This is a genomic window from Clostridium coskatii, from assembly GCF_001675205.1.
Lineage (GTDB): Bacteria > Bacillota > Clostridia > Clostridiales > Clostridiaceae > Clostridium_B > Clostridium_B ljungdahlii.
Genome location: NZ_LROR01000089.1, coordinates 1 through 20,535, shown reverse-complemented (window position 1 = coordinate 20,535; position 20,535 = coordinate 1). Strand labels below are relative to the sequence as shown.

The window sequence follows — 20,535 nt, the reverse complement described above, 5'->3', positions numbered from 1 at the left end:
CCCTTCATTGTCCTTTGTCATCTGTCAATTGTCCTCTCAAAAGTTGCTTCATAAAGTTTTTAGACTGCCAAAATTAAGTTAAATATAAGTATAAATAATAAGTTCCCATATAAAAATATACCATTGTACTATCATAATGTAAAAACTTAAGGGCAACATTAGTATTAATTGCAGTAATATGCTATTATTAATTCACTTAACTAAATAAAAATACATATTAATAATGAAAGGTCTGAAAAAATGGATTTTAAGGAACTAGAACTTAGTGAAAATATAATAAATGAGTTAAAACACATGGGAATTACTAAACCAACATCAATTCAACAAGAGAGCATCAAATTTATTAGAGAAGGAAAAGATGTTATAGCTGAAGCACAAACGGGTACTGGAAAAACTCTTGCTTTTTTACTTCCTATTTTTGAAAATATATCACCTAATATAAATTCAACTCAAGCACTGATTGTAACTCCTACAAGAGAACTTGCTATTCAAATAACTGAAGAAGCTCTAAAACTAAAAAAAGCTAAAGATATAAATATTTTAGCTGCATATGGCGGGAAAGATATAGGTTCTCAATTAAAAAAACTAAAGAGAAACATTCATCTAATTATTGCAACTCCAGGTAGACTTTTAGATCATCTCCATAGAAAGACTATAGATCTTAGCAAATTAAAAACATTGGTATTAGATGAAGCAGATCAAATGCTTCTTATGGGATTTAAAAATGATGTAGAAGATATTATAAAAGAAGTCTCTAAAAAACGTCAAACATTATGTTTTTCTGCAACTATGAATTCTGATGTTAAAAAATTAGCTTATAGATACATGACTGACCCTTTAGTGGTTTCCATTAAAAAAGAAAAAGTTACACTTAATAATATTAAACAATATGTAATAGAAACTACTGATAGAAAAAAGCAAGATGCATTATGTAATATTATGGATCAAGATAATCCATTTATGGCTATTATATTTTGCAGAACTAAAAGAAGGGTAGATGACCTTGAAATTGCACTATACCAACGTGGATATAATTGTAAAAAACTTCATAGTGATATCCCTCAATCAAAGCGTGAAAGAATAATGAAATCTTTTAGGAATGCAGATATTCAGTATTTGATAGCTACAGATGTGGCCGCTAGAGGACTAGATATAAGTGGAGTTACTCATATATATAATTATGATATTCCAGAAAATGTAGAGTCATATATACATCGTATCGGTAGAACAGGAAGGGCCGGTGAAGAAGGCTGTACTTGTCTATTTGTAGATCCAAAGGATAAAAGAACTTTAGAAGAAATAGAAAGAGGTATAAAATTTAGGATACCTAGAAGAGAGTTAAATATATAAATATAACAGTAGAAGTGGCATACTAATTAATTTGGTGCATCTCCCTTTTAACACGTATACATAATATTGACATATTTAGATAGATTTCAGAAAAAACATTCTCAGAAAAAATTAAGGCTAGTCTATAAAAAACAAGATTAGCCTTTAAATAAATCCATACTTTAAATTATTATTTTTTTATTAATTTAAATGATTCTGTCTGCTCTTTAATACTTCTCTCAGCCGCAAGTCTTTCAATACTAGATGCTCCAAAGAAACCATCTATTCCTTCTGTTCTCTGAATTACATATTCAGCATCTTCTGGTTCTGCAATAGGTCCACCATGGCAAATTACCATAATATCTGGATTGACCGATCTGCCTGCTTTAATTATAGCCTCGATTTTCTCAACACAATCATCTAATGTAAGTGCTGTTTTAGCACCAATTGTACCTTTTGTAGTCAGACCCATATGTGCAACTAAAATATCAGCTCCTGCTTCTGCCATTGCTTTTGCTTGTTCTGGATCAAAGACATATGGCGTTGTAAGCATATCCAATTCATGTGCTTTTTTAATCATTTCAACTTCAAGTCCGTATCCCATGCCTGTTTCTTCTAGATTTTGTCTAAATACACCATCAATTAAACCTACTGTTGGAAAATTTTGAACTCCACTAAATCCTTGGTCTTTTAACTGTTTTAAATATATATCCATAACTCTAAAAGGATCAGTTCCACAAACACCAGCAAGCACTGGAGTATCTTTTACAACTGGAAGTACTTCTGCTCCCATTTCAACTACAATTTTATTAGCATCTCCATAGGATAATAAACCTGCAAGAGAACCCCTTCCTGCCATTCTATATCTTCCAGAGTTATATATAATAAGCATATCAGCACCACCGGCCTCACTGCTCTTAGCTGTAATACCTGTTCCTGCTCCTACTCCTACTAATATTTTTCCACTTTTAACTTGTTTCTTGAAACCTGCAATAATTTCGCTTCTTGTCTTTGTATTCATAAATAATTCCTCCTATAATTTAAATTTACTATTTTTCCATCATATCTATTAACTTTTGAGCTGCAGCTTGTGCAAACTTCACATCATTAATATCACAATCCATCTCTATTATTTCTACAGCATTTTTGTTTACGTTATTTATTAATGTATCAAATAAAACCTTATCCTCTTCTGGACCATAAAAAGGTTGACCTTCTACATCAATGCCAGATACTCCTTTTAGAGGTATAAACAAAGCTGTTTTTTCTTTAGCTAAATTTAATTTTTCAACTAATTTTTCAGCAATTGCTTTATTTTCCTCTATATTTGTTCTCATAAGTGTTACTGTAGGGTTATGTTTATACAAATTGCGTTTCTTAAATTTCTCTGGTACTGTATCATATGGGCCAAAGTTACACATATCAAGTGCACCTACAGATACAACTTGCGGTATACTCTTCCTGCTTGCTGCCTCTAAACGATCAGGTCCTGCATTTAAGACCCCTCCGATAATTTCATCTGCCCACTCAGTAGTTGTAAGATCCAATACGCCTTCAATAAAACCTCCATCAATGAGAGCTTCCATTGAACGTCCACCTATGCCTGTTGCATGAAATACAAGAACTTCATATCCTCTTTTTTCAAGGTACTCTCTTGCAGCTGTTATGCATGGTGTCGTTACACCAAACATAGTTGCAGCAACCAATGGTTTTTTATCCACAACTTTTGTATTTTCAAATTTAACCATACCTGCAATTGCAAATACAGCATTTGTAAAAATCTTTGTTGAAATCGAGTTAAGACCTGCAACATCTACTACAGAAGGCATCATGACAATATCACTAGTACCTACATAAGGCTCCGTATTTCCTGAAGCAACTGTTGAAACCATAACCTTTGGTACACCTATAGGTAATGCCCTCATAGCTGGTGTTGCTAAAGAAGTTCCTCCAGAACCCCCAAAGGAAATAATACCATCAAATTTACCCTGCTTATATAATTCAGGTACTAATTTTTCCATACCCTTTGATAATACTTCTGTTGCCCATGCCCTATCTTTTTTAGCAACTATATCTTTTAAATCTGCACCTGCTGCCTTGGCTACCTCACTATTTGACACGTCTGGTTCAAAAGTTGGCTCAAATACACCTGTATGAATAGTAAAAGTACCTAATCCCAAATTTTCAATCAATTCTTTTGCGTATGAATATTCAGAACCTTTTGTGTCAAATGTTCCTGCAATAGCAATAGTTTTCAATTACTTAGCCTCCTCTACAACTTTATCCTTTCCTAATATGTACACTATTAGGAAAATATTTTGAAGAACGTTCTCATAAAAAAAGTATGATTAACTACAAAATAATCATACTTTTTTTATGTCTCTGCGTAAACGTTATTATGTACTATGTTTTTGTGCTTATGTCATATTTTTTTAATTTATATTGTTTAGGAGAACAACCTTTATATTTTTTAAACATTTTACTAAACTGTGCATAATCCTTATAACCAACCAATGCTGCCAGGTGGGATAATTGGATATTCTTTTTGATTATAATCTCCGCTGCTTTATTTATACGAAATTTAACTAGATATTCTGGGAAACTACAACCTACTTCTTTTTTAAACAAACTGCTTAAGTAACCTCTAGATACATGGGCTACTTTAGCCAAATCTAAAAATGAAATATCATTCATGTAATTTTGAACAACATATTCTTTAACAAATTCAACATAATTATAATGCTTTGTAATTCCATCTAGCATCTTAACCATTAAATCATCTTCATTAAGTTTAGCTGATGATTTGAAAGCCTTTGTTATATTTGTAATAGACTTTTCTGATGGAATTCTCTCAAATGCCGAGCCACCTACATATCCCATTAAATCTTCATTATTACTATACATATATTGAACATCAATTGGTGTTTTTACAGGTCCGCCATATATTAATTTAATTACACTTGGTTTTAACTCATTGCATTTATTAAATATCTTAGCTGCCTTAACCTTTGCAGCTTCTAGTGAAAAAACTTTTTTTGCTCCTAATAATCCCCCTCCTGTTAAGCCCAAATGTACACAAATAACATCAGCTCCAGCATTAATCATTTGCTCTGCTTGTATTTCGTTAAATACAAATGCAACTGTAAACATGTTTTTCCTATGAGCTATTCTTATTGCTTCTACCTCGGTTAAATAATTACATCCATCTTCTTCAAGTGCTTCGCTGAATTGATTGTCTATCAATCCGACTGTAGGATAATTATTAATACCAGAAAAGCCCATACTTTTTATTTTATCTATGTAATTTTCCATATTTTTTGTAGGATCAGTTGCATTAAATCCAAAAATAATAGGCATATCTTTTACTAATGGTATTATTTCTTTTGAAGCAAAATCCATTACCATATCATTGCTATTACAGAATGGTAGAAATCCCGCTAATGAACTTCTCCCCATCTGCCGAAACCTACCAGAATTTAACATCAAGATAAAATCAGCTCCACCTTTTTCTACATATTTTGCCGTCATTCCCGTACCTGTTGCTACACCAATAATATGGCTTCCTTTTTCTATTTGTACACTGATATTCTTCAATAACCTTTCTCTTTTCATATTTTTTCTATACCTCTCATCTTGTTCACTATTTATCATTTTCCATAGTACCTCACATTATCTAATTTTTAAAGATAACTTTTCTAATTAATCCATAAAGGTTGTTAAGCAACTCATTAACCGTTGAGAACAGTAAAAACCCACTACATCTGTCGTGGGTTTCATTTACAATATTCTCTTTTAATTCACTTTATTATATCTATGTTATCAATTAAATTTGGAATATCTTTTCTATAAATTCTTCCTGAAAAAGCTTCATGTGGAAGTGATATAAATTTAGTACCAGGCTGAATAATCCTGCGATAAATAGGGTCTGCAATCACAACTGCAGTATTTTGCAAATGCAGCATTATACTATCTTCATCTTCTGCCAAAATATCTTCTGGTAATAACAAATCAGCTTCTGTTTCCAAAGGACATAATATTTTAGCTCTCATATTTTTTTCGAGTGCAAGTGCCGCAGCTAATGATTCAGAATAAATGCTTTCTCCAATAATAACTGTGTCACCACCACACATAGCTCGTTTATCATATGCAATTTGGGATTTTCCTGTACTAATTGCCCTATCCAGTGATTTCATTACTACATCTGCAAACTGATCTCCCATTGGAACGCCTACAACATATGGTGTTCCAAACTTCTTCTGTAATTCTTTTGCTGCTAAAAGTCCAGTAGAAGAAACAACTAAGTTTACTTCTGCAGCTCCAGCTTGTTTCATTTGCTCCAATGTACTTTCCATTGCCCATACAGATAAAACTTGAAAACCAGCTTCAGCTAATCGTCTTTTAATGCTATCTACACTGCTGTTTACTGAATAATCCAGGGGAGTAGCTCCAAGTACATTTACACTTTTGGTTTTTTTAGGCATACCAGTTAGGGTAAATCGTTTTACTATTTCAGCAAGAGCTTGTCCTGCTCCACATATGTAAGAGTGCATTCCATTTGTTTCGATAGCAAACGTAGGAATTTTAGTTTCATTTTCAATCACTTCTGCAATAGCTGGAAAATCTGTGCCTATCATCATTGGAATAGGTGTACCTGCAATAGCTATAAACTTAGGATGTAACTCATTTGCAGCTGCCACAATATCATGTATTAATTTTTCATCATCACCCATGATAGCTTCCATTTCAGAAAGGCCTGTAATATAGATCATGCTGTCCATATCATACCAGCGTGGTTCGTCATGAGTAGTATATGTTGAATTGCACCCTGATGCATCATGCATTACAGTCATCCCGCCTAATTCATATAGTGCGGAACAAACACCTGATACATCTGCCGTATATGTTGAAATAAATGCTGATGCCTGTTTCATAAGCAGCAATTACACCTCCATCCTTTGATTTGTATAAGCTTTCGTACATCTTTAGGACATGTAAAAGCTTCTTTCATAAGTCCAGCAAGTCTCACAATTCCATCAAAGCCATACATGCCGCCGCCTTCTACTATATTTACAAAGTATTCACTTCCTGTAAAATAAGCAGCCTTTTGTCCTATTGCAAGACTCTTTTCACTACATTTTCTATCCAGAACACCCATCTTTGCATGTACTGTAGCATACACTTTAATCTCAGGTTTGTTTTTTACAAGCCAGTCAAAATCTGTCTTGTCCCATTTTGTAAATGAATCTACATACAGCCTATCCACATTAAATCCATTTTGTACAAGCAATCGTGCAAGTCCACAAGGTCTTGGAACAGCTGTATAATCTATGGAGATCTTTGCACCACCAATGACTTTTTTTGCTTCTTTCAAAGCATTTAAAGCTGCTGACTTTTCATCTGCATATTCTTTTTTTGGTAATCCTAAATACTCGCTCAATGTATTCAAATTTTTTGTTATTTCATCAAATCCATAACATAAAGGCAAATGCAGGTGCTTCTGTCCTAATTTGTCTTGCAAATAATCTCCACCTGGTATTGCAACAGGCAGATAGGATATGTTTGCACAGCTTTCAGCCATATTAAGATATTCATCATAGGTTTTGCAAAAAGTAATATCTTTCAGTTCATATCCATTTTCACGAATGGTCCGTATAAGTTCACTGCTTTCATCCGTAGGAATATTGTTACCAATGATATTAATGCTTTTTTTGTTAATTTCCATTGGTTGAAGGATGCTGTATAATTGACGTTTCATTTTCTCATCCGGAGTCAGGCCGCTTTTTCTCATAATTGGATCCATATAACAATCCGTGAAAGCCACATCCGGATATCTTTTTCGTAATTCTGTGTAAACTAGCTCCAAATCACATCCCATAAAATAATGTATGCAGGCAGTAAATATTAGAACTGCTGGAGGTTTTTGTGGAAGTTTACTGAGTATATCTGATACACCCTCAATGATAAGTTCCTCCATATCACCTTCAAGCACATTATTTTCCTGCACAGCTATAGTTGAGAATCTGTCCAATGTGCCCATTTCTGCTGCTGTAAGAACAACTCCTCTTAAACAGTTTGCTGCACATACATATATCTGATGCGACTTTGGAATAAGCATTCCAACATGAACTATATTCCATACTCCCCTAGCAGGAGCGTTATATTGCAGGCCAGATACAAATGGCTCAGGAAATGCAGCATCTTTTATTAAAGTACAGGTACCTGCCTCAACGTGTCCAGATACATTTATAAGCATGATATCTCCTTTCCACATATCCTCATGATGATCTCTGCCAGCTTTCTATACTGTTTTGCCATATCACTTTCAGGAAATGCTTCTATTACCGTCTTGTTCAAAGTTTCTGCTTCCTGAACGACCTCACTTCTGTCCAAGGTACCAACTATTTCTGAATGAATATCCTCTGCCAATTCGCTTACTTTTTCGTATTCATTCTTCACATCTTTTCTGTTAAGAATAAGACCTCCAAGGCCAGCATAACCTCTATTTTTAAAGTTTTCTATGGCCATTGCAATATTGGCAGCTGCATGAATCGCCATGTTTTCACCTGAGGTTATAATAAATACTTTGTCTGCGTAGCCCTTACGCATTGGCATAGAAAATCCTCCACATACTACATCACCCAATACATCATATATTACCACATCTGGTTTATATACCTCATACGCACCTTTTTCCTTCAATTTTTCAAGTGCTGCTATAATTCCCCTGCCTGCACATCCAAGGCCCGGATTAGGTCCACCTGCTTCTACACATATGACGCCATTGTACCCAACAGTAACCATATCTTCTAAATCAAAATTATTCTTCTTTTCCCTTACAAGTTCAAGCACCGTATTCATATTTGTTTTGTCATGAAGTGAAACTGTAGAATCAGCTTTAGGGTCGCATCCTATCTGCATAACTTTTATTCCTTTATCAGAAAGTGCAGCTGATATGTTAGAAACTGTTGTAGATTTTCCAATACCGCCTTTTCCATACACTGCAATTTTTATCATAATGTGTTTCCTCCATACTCTAACTCAAATTTCTCATATACAAGATTTGACTTAATATAAAAAAATCACGACGTAATTTTTTTAGTTAATAGTTAAGAATGAAGAATTAATAGTTAATGTGGATTTTTTTCCGTTACACTACAAAAAATCTTTAATTAAATTTTTGAAAGTTCGTTTTGCTAAAGCAAAACATTACTAAACACTGACCTGTGTAAATTTAAAGATTTTTTGCGATAGCTAAAAATCATCCTTCACTATTAATTCTTAATTATTAATTCTTAACTTGCGAAGCTTTGCTTCGCAAAGTTTTTAAACTCCGAAAGTTGAGTTTTAATTTACCAACATTTATCTATTCTTGCTTTATTGTATTAACATATTCTTGCTTTATTGTATTAACATATTCTTGGAAGCAATTCTCCTCCTGGAGGTGGCAGCAATGTTTCAGCACCGATTTCTGTTTTTACAATAACACGTCCCGGCATATCACAAGTGACCTCACCAATAATGGCTGCATCTTTTGAATATTTACCTTTATGTAATGTATCCACAAGTTTTGGAGCAATTTCTTTTGGAGCAAAAACTACAAGTCTTCCTTCACATGCAAGATATAGTGGTTCTAGTCCCAGCATGCCGCATACACCTTTTACACCATCTGCTACCGGTATACTCTTTGAATCTAATCTAATTCCAACTTTGCTCTGCTCGGCAATTTCATATAATACCGTACCGACACCTCCACGTGTAGCATCTCTGATTACATGAATATCTTTTGACGTATCAAACATAGCTTTTACTGTACCCCATAATGGTGCACAATCACTGGTTACATCTGCTTCAATTCCAAACTCATCTCGTGCCAGTAAAACAGTACATCCATGTCGCCCTATATCACCGGTTACAATAATCGCATCGCCTGGTTTTGCATTAAAACCAGAGGTATTAGCATCATCCATAATCTGTCCTATACCTGTTGTTGTTATAAATACTCCATCAACTTGCCCTTTTCCAGCAACCTTTGTATCTCCTGCGGCTATTTTAACCCCTGCTTCCTTTGCAGTCTTTTCCATGGCTGCTGCAATTTTCTCTAATTTATCCATTGGGAAGCCCTCTTCAATGACAAAGGCACAGGATAAATACAGCGGTTTGGCTCCCATACAGGATAAGTCATTTACTGTACCACAAATGCTTAATTTACCAATATTTCCACCTGGAAATTCCGATGGAGAAACAATAAATCCATCTGTTGTAAAAGCTAGTTTTCCTCCGTTAATGTTCAATACTGCAGCATCATCTGCTGTCAGGTCAGGATTCGAAAAATGAGCTCTAAAAACCTGATCTATTAATTCTGATGTTTGTCTTCCTCCAGCTCCATGAGCTAGTGTAACTGTTTTATCCATTTATTTTTCCTCCATACTGATAATATGCTGAACATGCTCCTTCATTAGATACCATACAGGCTCCAACAGGATGTAGTGGCGTACACCCTTTGCCAAATACTTTGCAATCCGACGGCTTGCATTTTCCCTGCAAAACATCACCACATCGGCAAGCCGAATTACTTCTTCCCTCTACTTTTCCTAAATGAAATTTGTCTCTGGCATCAAACTCTTTATAAGCTTCCTTCAATTTAAGTCCTGAATTTTTGATAACACCAAGACCTCTCCACTCAGAATCGCAGTCCTCCATGACTTCAGATACAATAGTCTGAGCCGCTTTACTGCCTTCATATGTTACAACTCTCGGATAACAGTTTTTAAAAAAGCTTTCTCCTTCTTGTAATTTTGTGATTACTACAGCAAGTGCTGTCATAATTTCATTTGCAGTAAAACCTGTTATTACTCCACTAACGCCTTCGTTAACTAAAGACTCACATAACTCCGTACCTGTAATAGCATGTACATGGCCAGGATATAAAAACGCATCTGCGCTATTTTTTAGTGTTTTGTATACTCCCGGCATGGTTTTGTTTGCCGTAAGTAATGCAAAATTCTTAAGTTCTGCACCTTTTGCCTTTTTTACAGCCAGACAGCTGGCAGGTGTGGTTGTCTCAAATCCTACTGATAAGAATACTACCTGCTCATCAAGGTGGTCTCTAGCATACTCATAAGCATCAATAGGTGAATATACTATTTGAACTTTGGCGCCTTTTGATCTGGCTCCAGCAAGGTTCATTTCTGAACCAGGCACTCTTACTAAATCTCCAAAGGTACATATGGTAGCATTATGGTCAAGGGCCAGCATAATAGCTTCATCAATAAAGCCAACTGGTGTAACACAAACCGGACATCCTGGTCCTGATATGAGTTCAATATTTTCTGGTATTATATTTCTGATTCCAAGTCTGAATATCTCATGGGTATGCGTTCCGCAAACCTCCATAATACGGATCTTTGGTCCATCATAGGATTCAATAATCTCCTTTGCAGTTTTTTTTATGTTCTCAGCCATTATAATTCCTCCATGATTTTATCTGTTTCACTCTGATCATCGTTTGTAATTTTTGAAATGGCGATTCCTGCATGAACCATAACATAATCGCCTGGTTCCAATTCATCGATTAATTCTGCAGATACCTTTCTTTTTGCTCCTGAAGCATCAATTAGAGCCATTCCTTCTTTAACCTTTACAACTCTTGCTGGTAAACCTATACACATAGTTATTCTCCTCCCCTTTTTTTAATTTATTTATATGTTCCATTGCTGCTACTGCCTGACCTAGTGCTATTCCACCATCATTTGGCGGCAACAAACTATGAATTAAAACTTTAAATCCAAGTTTTCTCAAACGGTCTAGGCTCATTTTTAATAATAACTGGTTTTGATATACTCCTCCGCTTAATGCTATAGTTTTGATTCCAGTGTTTCTAGAAGCTTGTATACATCCAGCTGCAATCATATCTGACAATTTTTCATGGAAAAAGTAAGCAAGCATCGCTGCATCTTTCCCAGCTAAAGTTTCCTCTATGATTTTCTTTACTAAAACATCTGTTGCCAAAATTAGCTGTCCATTTGAATTCTCATAAACAAGATTTGAAAGTTCAATACTATCCTCATCAGTAATTTTGCTGCCACTATTATGGTCTGCATGTTTTTCTTCATAAGCCTCTGCTGCAAATTCAAGGGTAGTAGAAGCTTCCCCTTCAAAAGATGATTGTTTTCTGATATTCAAGATAGCACTTACAGCATCAAACAAACGCCCTGCACTTGTAGATGTTATGCTGTTTATTTTGTTGTCAGCCATCATAAACTGAACATCGCAGTTCTTCTCATCACATAATTTAAGCTGTCTTACAACTTCAGCTGCTTTTTCTTTATCTTTGTATATACTGTAAATCATGGATACCGCAATTCTCCAGCCCTCTTTAGCTGACATGTCACCACCAATCTGAACAAAAGGTTTTATGCTGCCAAGCCTTTCAAATCCATCATAAGTAACTTCTAATAGCTCTCCACCCCAAATGGTTGCATCTGTTCCATATCCCGTTCCATCAAATGAAACGCCTATAACTGGATCAGAATAATCATTTTCAGCCATACAAGATAGAATATGTGCATAATGATGTTGAACCTGAAATACGGGAATTCCAATTTCCTGTGCAATGCACGTAGTATTATACTTTGGATGCATGTCACATGCCACAATTGTTGGCGTCGTCTCAAGCAGAGTTTCCAATCTTGTAATAGACTCTTTCAATGCTTTTACTGTTCTCAAATCTTCCATGTCACCAACATATGGAGACTGATAAAACAAATCATTTTTGCCTATACAAAAAGTATTCTTGAGTTCACCACCAACTGCCAGTACTTCCCCTTTAAATCCGTTTGAAACCATAAACGGAAGCGGCGCATATCCTCTGGAACGCCTTATCATATAAGGTTTTTCTTCAAAGAAATCCATAACCGAGTCATCTGCACGAATACGAATCATTCTGTTATGTGATAAAATAACATCACACATCTTTGATAATTCTGTTATTGCATCATTGTCATCTCTACATATTGGTGCACCTGATGTATTACCACTTGTCATAACCAGGCAATCCGGCATAACTATATCATCATCATATGTAAATATCAAAAGTTGAACAGGAGCATAGGGAAGCATAACTCCAATCTTTGGATTATCAGGTGCCACAGCATCACACACCATTTTGCTTTGCTTTCTTTTCAGAAGTATAATTGGTTTCTGATGACCATCCAGTACTTCTTTTTGAACTTTTGTAACTTCACATTCACGTTCTACAGTTTCCATGTCCCGCATCATAACTGCAAAGGGCTTTGCAGGTCTTGTCTTTAATTTTCTAAGCCTCTCTACAGCTTCCTGATTTGTGGCATCACAGCAAAGATGGAAACCTCCAATTCCCTTTATAGCTGCAATCCCTCCATCATGGATTACTTGTCTTGTATAAGTAATTGCAGTCCTGCCCCGCTCGCCTCTTCCAATTAAGTAAACCTCCGGGCCGCATTCATTGCAGCATACCGGCTGCGCATCATATCTTCGAGTTTCTGCATGAGTATATTCATATTCACACTCCGGACACATTGGAAATTCACCCATGCTGGTACGTACACGATCATAAGGCATGGAATCTAAAATAGTAAGTCTTGGTCCGCAGCACGTACAGTTTATAAAGGGATGAAGATATCGTCTGTTATTCTTATCAAAAAGTTCTCTTTTACACTCTGGACAGATGGCAATATCAGGAGATACAAAAATCTCACCTTGTACATGTTCACTTTCAATAATTTCAAAGTCCTGAAATTTTTCTGACTCTTCCTCTTTATGCACATCAATTTTTAATATTGATGAACGTTTTGGAGGATTGTGTTCTAAATCGTACAAAAAACCCTCTAATTCACTTTCACTACCTTGAGCCCATATTTCCACATAAGGTCCTTTATTGCATACACTTCCCCGTATATGATTTTTATCTGCATGACGGCTTACTGTAGGTCTAAATCCAACTCCCTGCACAATACCATAGACTCTAATAGATAAAGTTTTATAATCTTTCATATCATACACATCTTTCCTGAAACTGCAAAATGTGGTGTGCCCACATACCTTCCCTTGAAGTTAGGTATTGCACGTTTCAATATATTATCACATACAATTACATCGTAATTTCCTTGTTCTATAAGTTCTACAAACTGGTCCTCTTCTGTAAGAGAAATATCCTTTGCTTCTTTAAGCTCGTCCTTTAACATAAACCAGGAAGCAACTGTTATGTCTGAATTCACATTTTCATTTATTTTATCTCTGATAGAATTTGCTATAACCTGCTGATGTATTACTAAAACTTTTTTACCCTCAAAACTTTTAAACTGTCCTTTCATCTCATCCTGTAACATATCTCCTACCAGCGGATAATAAATTTCATAAGGTGTTCCAAATCTCTCTTTTAAATACTGTGCAGCCTTTAATCCAGCAGGTGATACTACTATATTTTTAAATACACTCCCTGCAGCCTCTACCTTTGACAAATCCGATTCCATTCCGTAGCAGTAAACATTTTTGAAGCCCTCAGATTTTAGTGTCATTTCTATTTTATCTGCTGCCTTTAAATCACTTACATCAAGTGGGATTGTACCAATTACACCAATACTTTCTTCATCTACTGTGAGGCCATCCTTTGCAAAGGTCTCAAACATCTTAAGATAAGCCTTTTCAGCCCCTATATCATATAATTCCATACCCGTAGTTTCTATGGTAATGACCGGTACATCAAGTTTCTTTTCTGACATTTTCTTTATTGCTTTGTAATCAGTAGCAATAACTGAAGGTACCGGAGTTCCGATAATTGCTGCAAATTTTGCTTCCACTTTTTTAGCAGCATCTGCAAGTTTTGCCACAAGCCTGTCATCGCGCCCCAGTATAGCATCCATATCACGAAGACCAGCACTGAAAATGGCACTTTTTTCTGCATTCCATCTAGGCTCATCGAATCCACATACGTTACCAGCACATCCCCCTGCATCACAGATAACTATAATTCCCCCAAGCTTATAAAGAACAGATGCTGCACCAGACTGATCTGGTGCAAAAGGTGGTATGTATTTTCTTAATCCTTTCATCTATGCCTCCTTACCAAAACAATCCAACGAATGTTTCAATTCCTCAAATAATTTTTTTACGCCAGCATACCCAAAGGGCTGCATGTCCTCATTCCAAGGTACATTTACACAATCAGGGTGGTAGTACTCTGCATCCTTGCCAATGGTTATATCAATCTTTTCTTCACTGCAGTCATAATAAATCATGGTAGGTTCAAGATTGGAATAAATCTTAGTCTTAGGACTCAATTTTGCAACTTTTCTGATATAAACAAAGTCTTCAGCCGTAAGACTAGCATATATTTCAGCTACTTTAAATCCATATCTTAAAAGTGCCAAGGAGAGTTCAAAAGAATTAGCATTCATTGCTTCACCTACTGCAAAGGTTATATCAGGATAAGCAGCTTTTAATTCATCTATGGCCTTTTTTGCTTCATCATAATATTTTTGATCATCAAAGCTTGTACCAAGAGCACTGGTGAAAATTTTGTATTGACTTTGTACTTTATCTATCTGATACAGTCGTACAAGCTCTGCTGATGGAATATTCAGTCGTTTCATAATATCATCTGCTGCAAATCTTGCTTCTGGATTCAATACAAGATTAAAATTTGCCTCTCCCATATGCATATATTCATCAAAATCTTTACAGCGGGAGATCTCATTTATTTTCTTCATGCCAATATGGTGCAGCAAATCATATAGTTCTGAGTTTTCCATAAGTGGAGCAAAATATCCCAGTATATTAACTGTATCCAGCTTTTTTTCCATTGGTTTAAGAAGTGAATAAATGGACTGCCTTACATGTACCATAGGAGGCTTACGACCTTCTCTTGTTAATGCATACATATAACAGGGAAGAACAGGAATATTTACCTTATCCATAGCTTTTCTGCAAACACGCTCCATGTCTGTTCCGAGGAGTGCATCAACACATGTAATACAAATCATAACCACTGACGGCATACTTGGTGTACACTTACAAATCTCTTCAACTGCCCGTGGAATATTCTTCAAATGGGCTCCAGTAACAATATCAGTTTCATCCATTACCAAGTAGAACATTCTCTCACTGTATCCACCCTGCTCACTTAATGTTGTCGTATTCCTGCCGCAGCATCCTGGAGCTACTAAAAGCATAACTGACCCTGGTATTGCTAGTCCTGCACGCTTAACTCCAAACCCCTGCGCACCAGGTGAATTAAAAGAAAGAGTTGCTGGTGAACTGTAAATCAAATGGGTATTTGAAATAAGTTCTGCAGGAATATTATCTTTGCCTACTGCGGCTAAGTTTTCTGCTGTAATATAATATGACTCTTTTTTCATTTCATTTCCTCACTTTTAATCAATAATTTGGCTAAGTTGAAAAAGCAATTACTTATTGGAAGGTTAGGATCTCCTTCAATAACTGTTTTCCCCATCTCCTCAAAATGATTGATATTATTGTCTCTTGGGATATCACCTACAATAGGAAGATGTTCCTTGCTGGCAAAATCTTTTACTTTTTCTTCTTCATTTTCAATATTTCTATGATTGAATACGATACCAAACACCTTTGCATAACCTCTATCTGCAAAATTTTTAACTGCACTATTTATATTATTTGCTGCATAGAGGGCCATTTTTTCACCAGAAGTAACAATAAGTACTTTTTCAGCATATCCTTCACGAATAGGTGCTGCAAATCCACCGCAAACTACATCGCCTAAAACATCATAAAGTACAACATCTGGCTTATATTCTTCAAAAAGATTTAAATCCTCTAATAAATTAAATGTAGTAATAATTCCTCTACCTGCACAACCAAGTCCTGGTGTAGGGCCGCCGGTCTCTATACACAGAACGCCGCCAAAACCTACTTTTGAAATATCTTCAATTTTTTCTGGATCTGCATCAAATTCTCTCATATAATTCATTACAGGCATTAATGTTTTTCCTCCAAGCAAATTGCTATTGGAATCTGCTTTAGGATCACATCCTATCTGAATAACTTTCTTCCCAAGCTTGGCAAAGGCTGCTGACAAATTACTGGTAATTGTAGATTTCCCAATACCGCCTTTTCCGTATATAGCTATTTTCAGCATTTTTTAACCCCCTATGGTATTTCATTTTTATCTTCTTATGTAAAAAAACTCCTCCCGAGTTTGGGAAGAGCTTAAATGCGGTCATAATATATCAATTAATCTTACTTAGTGAAGTTTGTTTCTCCCACTAAGTTCAGATAAGCAACACATAATATATTAATTTCTTACTGCCCGCTCTTTATCTCAGGACACCTTCGCTTCAGAGTGACAAAAATATTAATTTTTAATTAAAATGTGAAACAAACGTTTTCCAAATTTTTATATATTCAGTTTATCACCTAAAATTGGTACTGTCAAGAAATTACACCAAATTCTTCATGACAAAGGCATGAAAAATGAATTAAATTACACTATATCTTCATAGGCTTCTTTCTTTTCTTCTCTCTTGTCAACAATACAGCTATTTAAAATCATACCAATAACAATAAGCAGTATTCCAATTAAGTCAACTCCCGTTGGTATTTTATCATGAAACACAAACACTCCCCCTAAAAGAGTAAATATAACTTCACCTGATTGGGTACATTCCACTGCCGCCAACTTACGCGTATCACTGCTAACTATATCCGTTGCTTTAAAGAACAGTATCGTAGCAATAATTCCGGAGCAAATGGCAACTACAAGAGACTGTACTGCCTGTCCCCTACTTGGTACCCCTACAGACATAAGACCACATATGGACAATATTATCCAAAAAGGCATACTGCACAAAGTCATACCAAATACTCTTTGAAATGTGGTAAATTTGTTTTCACAGACTTCTATCATCTTTCGATTGCCTAAAGGATATGAAAAAGCTGCTATAATTACAGGAATAATTCCTATCAAAGGTTTTATACTGGATATTTCCTGTATCTGCTGAAACTGCATTAAAAATATTCCAAATAAAATTAGCAGCGAAATGGATAACACTTTTTTAGGAATTTTATTTCTTACTTTAAAAACTTTATTATCCCTTTTTACAGCTTTAAAAAATAAAGGAGAAAGAAGACCCCCTGCAATTATTGTTATTTGCCATGTTCCAGCAACTAACCATGAAGGACCATATATTGAAGCAAAACTTAAAGGTGCATAAAATAATCCAAATCCTACTGTACTCCAGACAATCCACTTCATAGGTCTTTTTATTATATCACTTACCACTTCAGATAACTCATTTTTAACAATCATGATAACAAATAAAATTGGAAGGGTGAAAATGTATCTTAATGAAGAACTCCATATCCAACTTCCACCATGAAAATTCATTTGTTGATTAAGCACAAAAGTAAAGGCAAAAAAGAATGAAGCTGTTATTCCCAGTATAATTGCTTTTTTCACTACTATTACTTCCCATCTATAATTTCTATGCAATATATTATACATATATATGTTATTTTGTACAATATGTTATTGATAATATTTTACTTAATTCAAAAATTATTATAAAATTGTAGATGTTATAATGTAAAAATCGCTATATAAGGAGTTAAACTCATGAAAAATTTGAATTTAATTATAGGCACTAAGCTTAAAAATATACGTCTTAGAAGAAACTTAAGTTTGGATGATGTATCAAGGCTAACCGGGGTAAGCAAAGGGATGTTAGGCCAAATAGAAAGAGGTCTATCAAATCCAACCGTATCTACTTTGTGGAAAATCTCAACTGGATTAAAAGTATCTTTTTCATCCTTTATCAATGAAAAAGAGGATGACTTAAAAGTAATACATCAAGATGACATTGTTCCCTTATTAGAAGACAACAATAGAATGAAATTATATTCAATATTTCCATTTGATAATAATAAAGGATTTGAGATATTTACTATAGAATTAGAACCAGGATGTAACCACGCATCTACCCCACATAATGATGATGTTGAAGAATATATTATTGTTACAGAAGGTACAATGGAGTTAATCATAAATGACAATAGTTTTACACTGCAAAAAGGAAATTCTATTAAATTTATGGGAAATAAGCCCCACTCCTATAAAAATACAACTACTAAAAAAGCAGTATTCCAAAATATAATAATGTATTATAAGTAAATACAACCCAATTTTAAACTAAAAGCTATGAAATTTGAAGAAAATTGTACATTTTACATATTTATTTTGATCAATAAACCTCAAATTGAGCAAAATAAATTTGATGAACTTATAATTAAACAGTAGATTGGTAATAATTAAACATTAATTGGAGGTAAATATTATGAGTAAAAAATCTTTATTAGTAATCGATTGTCAAAATGATTTTATAACTGGCAGTCTTGCATGTAAAAATTCAGAAAATGCTATACTGCATATTATAGATTTTATAAGTAAAAATCCTGATCTTAATGTATTCTATTCATGTGACTCTCACGAAATGACAAATAAGTCATTTCAAAAAAATGGTGGAATGTGGCCCATTCACTGTGTAGAAGGCACTGAAGGAGCTTTACTTTCTGAAAAATTCACTCTTGGAATAAAGGATAAAAATAAATCTCCACAAAATTCTGAAATTATTTTTAGAAAAGGTATGAACGATGATGTTGAAGAGTATTCAGCCTACAATGCACTAAATATTAAAAATAAAAGACTTCACGAGGTACTTGACAAAAACATTATAATATGTGGAATTGCCAGCGAATACTGTGTTAAAGAAACGATACTTGATCTCGTGAAAAATGGATTCAACGTGACTATTCTTGCAAATGGCCTTGGATACGTGGATGAAACCGAACATATAAATACTCTAAATGAGTTTAAAGAAAAAGGCATGAGCATTATTTTCTAATGCTCTAATTGATGCTGAAAAAATAAACCTGAAGCTATTTATCATAACTTCAGGCTATTTAAACTCATTTATTGTCTGCAACTTTTGTATAATCCGTAATGCCCAGTCTATTTCCAAAGGGATATTCAAATTCAACGGTAATTCTCGTTTTGATTTCAAAAGGTTCCGATAGAAATTTTACTCCTTTGGCTTTTAATTTTTCATATTCTGCCTTTACATCATCCACCACAAACCATATAATTGGTTTTGTATCCGGGAATTTTGATTTGTCTTTTAAAATTATGGCCGGTTCCTGCTGTCCAACTTTATAGGCTGTCATACCCATATTGGAGAAGTCAAATTTAGCATCTAGCCCTAGAACATTTCCATAATAATCTTTTGCCTTTTCAAGGGAGTCAACAGGAAGTAAAAAGTTATCATAATCTTTCATATATATCACCTCTTTTTTAATAAATTCTAATTGCAAATAATATATCTATAAAGAAGTAAAATGCGAAAGCATATTTAAAACACTTATAAAAATAATCCTTTTTTATTGATCTTAAAATTAATAATAAAAAAATAAATGCAGCTATAAAAAAGCCATATACCTGCCATATTGGTACATTCAAAAATTTTGCAATCAAACCTTCATCATTAATTGGAAACATATTGTAAGGATTGATAATTATAAATAATAGATATGCAATTAACCTTGTAAGGCACATAGTTATAGCAAAATACATACCTATATACACTTTTTCCCTATTTCTAAAGATATAGACAATAATGCATCCAATTACCGCCAATATTAAATTAATTGCTGGTCCTCCAAGACATCCCCATAAGTTTTCCAAACCATTTTTAGGCTCTGTATAACTAAAAACGAATTTCGCAGATATTCCACTTAACTCAAAACCTATAAAATGTCCAAATTCATGAATTGGTGTAGCAATTAATGTGATTGCCAAGAAAACAAGCTTACTTAACCTAGAGTCAATGTCCATATTAACTTCTTTAATACTCATATCATTTAACCCCCTACTATTTACAAATAATAAAGTTCAAATATCAAATATTGTTGATTTTCAGCTAAACTGAAAGTTTTCATCATTTGTTCTCTGTTATTTAAACTTTATGCTCTTCCTAATGCTCACTTATCTACCCGAATACACCAAGTTCTTTTTTAGATAGTGTAAAGTGAGCTATGAAAAAAATAACTCCAAAAAATATGCTTGTAAGAGCTTAGGTGATTGTGAATTTTTTCTAAAATAAGGTTTGATTGTTAGAACCGCCACCCTTGACTGCATGATAA

General features: G+C 34.4%; 19 protein-coding genes. 3 read left to right on the top strand and 16 right to left on the bottom strand.

The genetic code is table 11. From position 1 onward, the window contains the following. Window positions 1-240 precede the first annotated feature (240 nt). Complete coding sequence (locus CLCOS_RS19340) at window positions 241-1,350, top strand: DEAD/DEAH box helicase (protein WP_063601876.1); 1,110 nt, start codon at window positions 241-243, stop codon at window positions 1,348-1,350. Window positions 1,351-1,519: 169 nt separating this feature from the next. On the opposite strand, the gene CLCOS_RS19335 is transcribed toward CLCOS_RS19340, so the two are convergent. The 14 genes from CLCOS_RS19335 to CLCOS_RS19270 all read right to left on the bottom strand — a co-directional run bounded on the left by CLCOS_RS19335 (window position 1,520) and on the right by CLCOS_RS19270 (window position 17,800). Beyond that, window positions 1,520-2,350 carry a phosphoenolpyruvate hydrolase family protein gene (locus tag CLCOS_RS19335; RefSeq protein ID WP_013238948.1) on the bottom strand — a complete coding sequence of 277 codons (831 nt, stop codon included), beginning with the start codon at window positions 2,348-2,350 and terminating at the stop codon, window positions 1,520-1,522. Window positions 2,351-2,378: 28 nt separating this feature from the next. Further along, complete coding sequence (locus CLCOS_RS19330) at window positions 2,379-3,587, bottom strand: Tm-1-like ATP-binding domain-containing protein (RefSeq protein ID WP_029169960.1); 1,209 nt, start codon at window positions 3,585-3,587, stop codon at window positions 2,379-2,381. A gap of 145 nt (window positions 3,588-3,732) precedes the next feature. After that, a complete protein-coding gene (locus CLCOS_RS19325; protein WP_063601917.1) occupies window positions 3,733-4,941 on the bottom strand; it encodes a phosphoenolpyruvate hydrolase family protein in 1,209 nt (402 codons plus the stop codon). Between the two features lie 185 nt (window positions 4,942-5,126). Next, entirely contained in the window at window positions 5,127-6,260 is a 1,134-nt protein-coding gene (locus tag CLCOS_RS19320; protein WP_063601875.1) for a nitrogenase component 1, read from the bottom strand. After that, a complete protein-coding gene (locus CLCOS_RS19315) occupies window positions 6,257-7,600 on the bottom strand; it encodes a nitrogenase component 1 (RefSeq protein ID WP_242866970.1) in 1,344 nt (447 codons plus the stop codon). The genes CLCOS_RS19320 and CLCOS_RS19315 overlap by 4 nt, the downstream gene beginning before the upstream one ends. After that, window positions 7,573-8,343 carry an AAA family ATPase gene (locus CLCOS_RS19310; protein WP_023161797.1) on the bottom strand — a complete coding sequence of 257 codons (771 nt, stop codon included), beginning with the start codon at window positions 8,341-8,343 and terminating at the stop codon, window positions 7,573-7,575. The genes CLCOS_RS19315 and CLCOS_RS19310 overlap by 28 nt, the downstream gene beginning before the upstream one ends. 392 nt (window positions 8,344-8,735) lie before the next feature. Beyond that, window positions 8,736-9,740 carry a hydrogenase expression/formation protein HypE gene (hypE, locus tag CLCOS_RS19305; RefSeq protein ID WP_063601873.1) on the bottom strand — a complete coding sequence of 335 codons (1,005 nt, stop codon included), beginning with the start codon at window positions 9,738-9,740 and terminating at the stop codon, window positions 8,736-8,738. Then, window positions 9,733-10,791, bottom strand: a complete 1,059-nt coding sequence (gene hypD, locus CLCOS_RS19300; protein ID WP_063601872.1) for a hydrogenase formation protein HypD — start codon at window positions 10,789-10,791, stop codon at window positions 9,733-9,735. Before hypD ends, hypE begins: the two co-directional genes overlap by 8 nt. Continuing rightward, window positions 10,791-10,997, bottom strand: coding sequence for a HypC/HybG/HupF family hydrogenase formation chaperone (locus CLCOS_RS19295; RefSeq protein WP_063601871.1), 207 nt, complete (start codon window positions 10,995-10,997; stop codon window positions 10,791-10,793). The genes hypD and CLCOS_RS19295 overlap by 1 nt, the downstream gene beginning before the upstream one ends. After that, entirely contained in the window at window positions 10,960-13,359 is a 2,400-nt protein-coding gene (hypF, locus tag CLCOS_RS19290) for a carbamoyltransferase HypF (protein WP_063601870.1), read from the bottom strand. The genes CLCOS_RS19295 and hypF overlap by 38 nt, the downstream gene beginning before the upstream one ends. Further along, entirely contained in the window at window positions 13,356-14,417 is a 1,062-nt protein-coding gene (locus tag CLCOS_RS19285; protein ID WP_063601869.1) for a nitrogenase component 1, read from the bottom strand. The genes hypF and CLCOS_RS19285 overlap by 4 nt, the downstream gene beginning before the upstream one ends. Continuing rightward, on the bottom strand, window positions 14,418-15,722 hold the full coding sequence (locus CLCOS_RS19280; RefSeq protein ID WP_063601868.1) for a nitrogenase component 1: 1,305 nt from the start codon (window positions 15,720-15,722) through the stop codon (window positions 14,418-14,420). Next, window positions 15,719-16,480 carry an AAA family ATPase gene (locus tag CLCOS_RS19275; protein WP_063601867.1) on the bottom strand — a complete coding sequence of 254 codons (762 nt, stop codon included), beginning with the start codon at window positions 16,478-16,480 and terminating at the stop codon, window positions 15,719-15,721. The genes CLCOS_RS19280 and CLCOS_RS19275 overlap by 4 nt, the downstream gene beginning before the upstream one ends. A 345-nt stretch (window positions 16,481-16,825) precedes the next feature. Continuing rightward, window positions 16,826-17,800: a DMT family transporter gene (locus tag CLCOS_RS19270; protein WP_063601866.1), complete on the bottom strand. Its 975-nt coding sequence runs from the start codon at window positions 17,798-17,800 to the stop codon at window positions 16,826-16,828. A gap of 156 nt (window positions 17,801-17,956) precedes the next feature. On the opposite strand from CLCOS_RS19270, the gene CLCOS_RS19265 reads away from it, so the two are divergent. Then, window positions 17,957-18,511: a helix-turn-helix domain-containing protein gene (locus CLCOS_RS19265; RefSeq protein WP_063601865.1), complete on the top strand. Its 555-nt coding sequence runs from the start codon at window positions 17,957-17,959 to the stop codon at window positions 18,509-18,511. A 163-nt stretch (window positions 18,512-18,674) separates the two neighbouring features. Continuing rightward, a complete protein-coding gene (locus tag CLCOS_RS19260) occupies window positions 18,675-19,241 on the top strand; it encodes an isochorismatase family protein (protein ID WP_063601864.1) in 567 nt (188 codons plus the stop codon). Between the two features lie 64 nt (window positions 19,242-19,305). Here CLCOS_RS19260 and CLCOS_RS19255 read toward each other — a convergent pair whose 3' ends face one another. Continuing rightward, window positions 19,306-19,671 carry a VOC family protein gene (locus CLCOS_RS19255; protein ID WP_063601863.1) on the bottom strand — a complete coding sequence of 122 codons (366 nt, stop codon included), beginning with the start codon at window positions 19,669-19,671 and terminating at the stop codon, window positions 19,306-19,308. A gap of 16 nt (window positions 19,672-19,687) precedes the next feature. Beyond that, a complete protein-coding gene (locus CLCOS_RS19250) occupies window positions 19,688-20,248 on the bottom strand; it encodes a hypothetical protein (RefSeq protein WP_063601862.1) in 561 nt (186 codons plus the stop codon). Window positions 20,249-20,535: the final 287 nt, after the last annotated feature.

What these genes read in the sequence shown, in the direction of transcription:
- CLCOS_RS19320 (WP_063601875.1), bottom strand. Translation starts at nt 6,260, where the DNA reads ATGAAACAGGCATCAGCATTTATTTCAACATATACGGCAGATGTATCA.
- CLCOS_RS19295 (WP_063601871.1), bottom strand. Translation starts at nt 10,997, where the DNA reads ATGTGTATAGGTTTACCAGCAAGAGTTGTAAAGGTTAAAGAAGGAATG.
- CLCOS_RS19315 (WP_242866970.1), bottom strand. Translation starts at nt 7,600, where the DNA reads ATGTGGAAAGGAGATATCATGCTTATAAATGTATCTGGACACGTTGAG.
- hypD (WP_063601872.1), bottom strand. Translation starts at nt 10,791, where the DNA reads ATGGCTGAGAACATAAAAAAAACTGCAAAGGAGATTATTGAATCCTAT.
- CLCOS_RS19310 (WP_023161797.1), bottom strand. Translation starts at nt 8,343, where the DNA reads ATGATAAAAATTGCAGTGTATGGAAAAGGCGGTATTGGAAAATCTACA.
- CLCOS_RS19265 (WP_063601865.1), top strand. Translation starts at nt 17,957, where the DNA reads ATGAAAAATTTGAATTTAATTATAGGCACTAAGCTTAAAAATATACGT.
- CLCOS_RS19255 (WP_063601863.1), bottom strand. Translation starts at nt 19,671, where the DNA reads ATGAAAGATTATGATAACTTTTTACTTCCTGTTGACTCCCTTGAAAAG.
- CLCOS_RS19250 (WP_063601862.1), bottom strand. Translation starts at nt 20,248, where the DNA reads ATGAGTATTAAAGAAGTTAATATGGACATTGACTCTAGGTTAAGTAAG.
- CLCOS_RS19340 (WP_063601876.1), top strand. Translation starts at nt 241, where the DNA reads ATGGATTTTAAGGAACTAGAACTTAGTGAAAATATAATAAATGAGTTA.
- CLCOS_RS19275 (WP_063601867.1), bottom strand. Translation starts at nt 16,480, where the DNA reads ATGCTGAAAATAGCTATATACGGAAAAGGCGGTATTGGGAAATCTACA.
- CLCOS_RS19280 (WP_063601868.1), bottom strand. Translation starts at nt 15,722, where the DNA reads ATGAAAAAAGAGTCATATTATATTACAGCAGAAAACTTAGCCGCAGTA.
- hypE (WP_063601873.1), bottom strand. Translation starts at nt 9,740, where the DNA reads ATGGATAAAACAGTTACACTAGCTCATGGAGCTGGAGGAAGACAAACA.
- CLCOS_RS19285 (WP_063601869.1), bottom strand. Translation starts at nt 14,417, where the DNA reads ATGAAAGGATTAAGAAAATACATACCACCTTTTGCACCAGATCAGTCT.
- CLCOS_RS19325 (WP_063601917.1), bottom strand. Translation starts at nt 4,941, where the DNA reads ATGAAAAGAGAAAGGTTATTGAAGAATATCAGTGTACAAATAGAAAAA.
- hypF (WP_063601870.1), bottom strand. Translation starts at nt 13,359, where the DNA reads ATGAAAGATTATAAAACTTTATCTATTAGAGTCTATGGTATTGTGCAG.
- CLCOS_RS19260 (WP_063601864.1), top strand. Translation starts at nt 18,675, where the DNA reads ATGAGTAAAAAATCTTTATTAGTAATCGATTGTCAAAATGATTTTATA.
- CLCOS_RS19335 (WP_013238948.1), bottom strand. Translation starts at nt 2,350, where the DNA reads ATGAATACAAAGACAAGAAGCGAAATTATTGCAGGTTTCAAGAAACAA.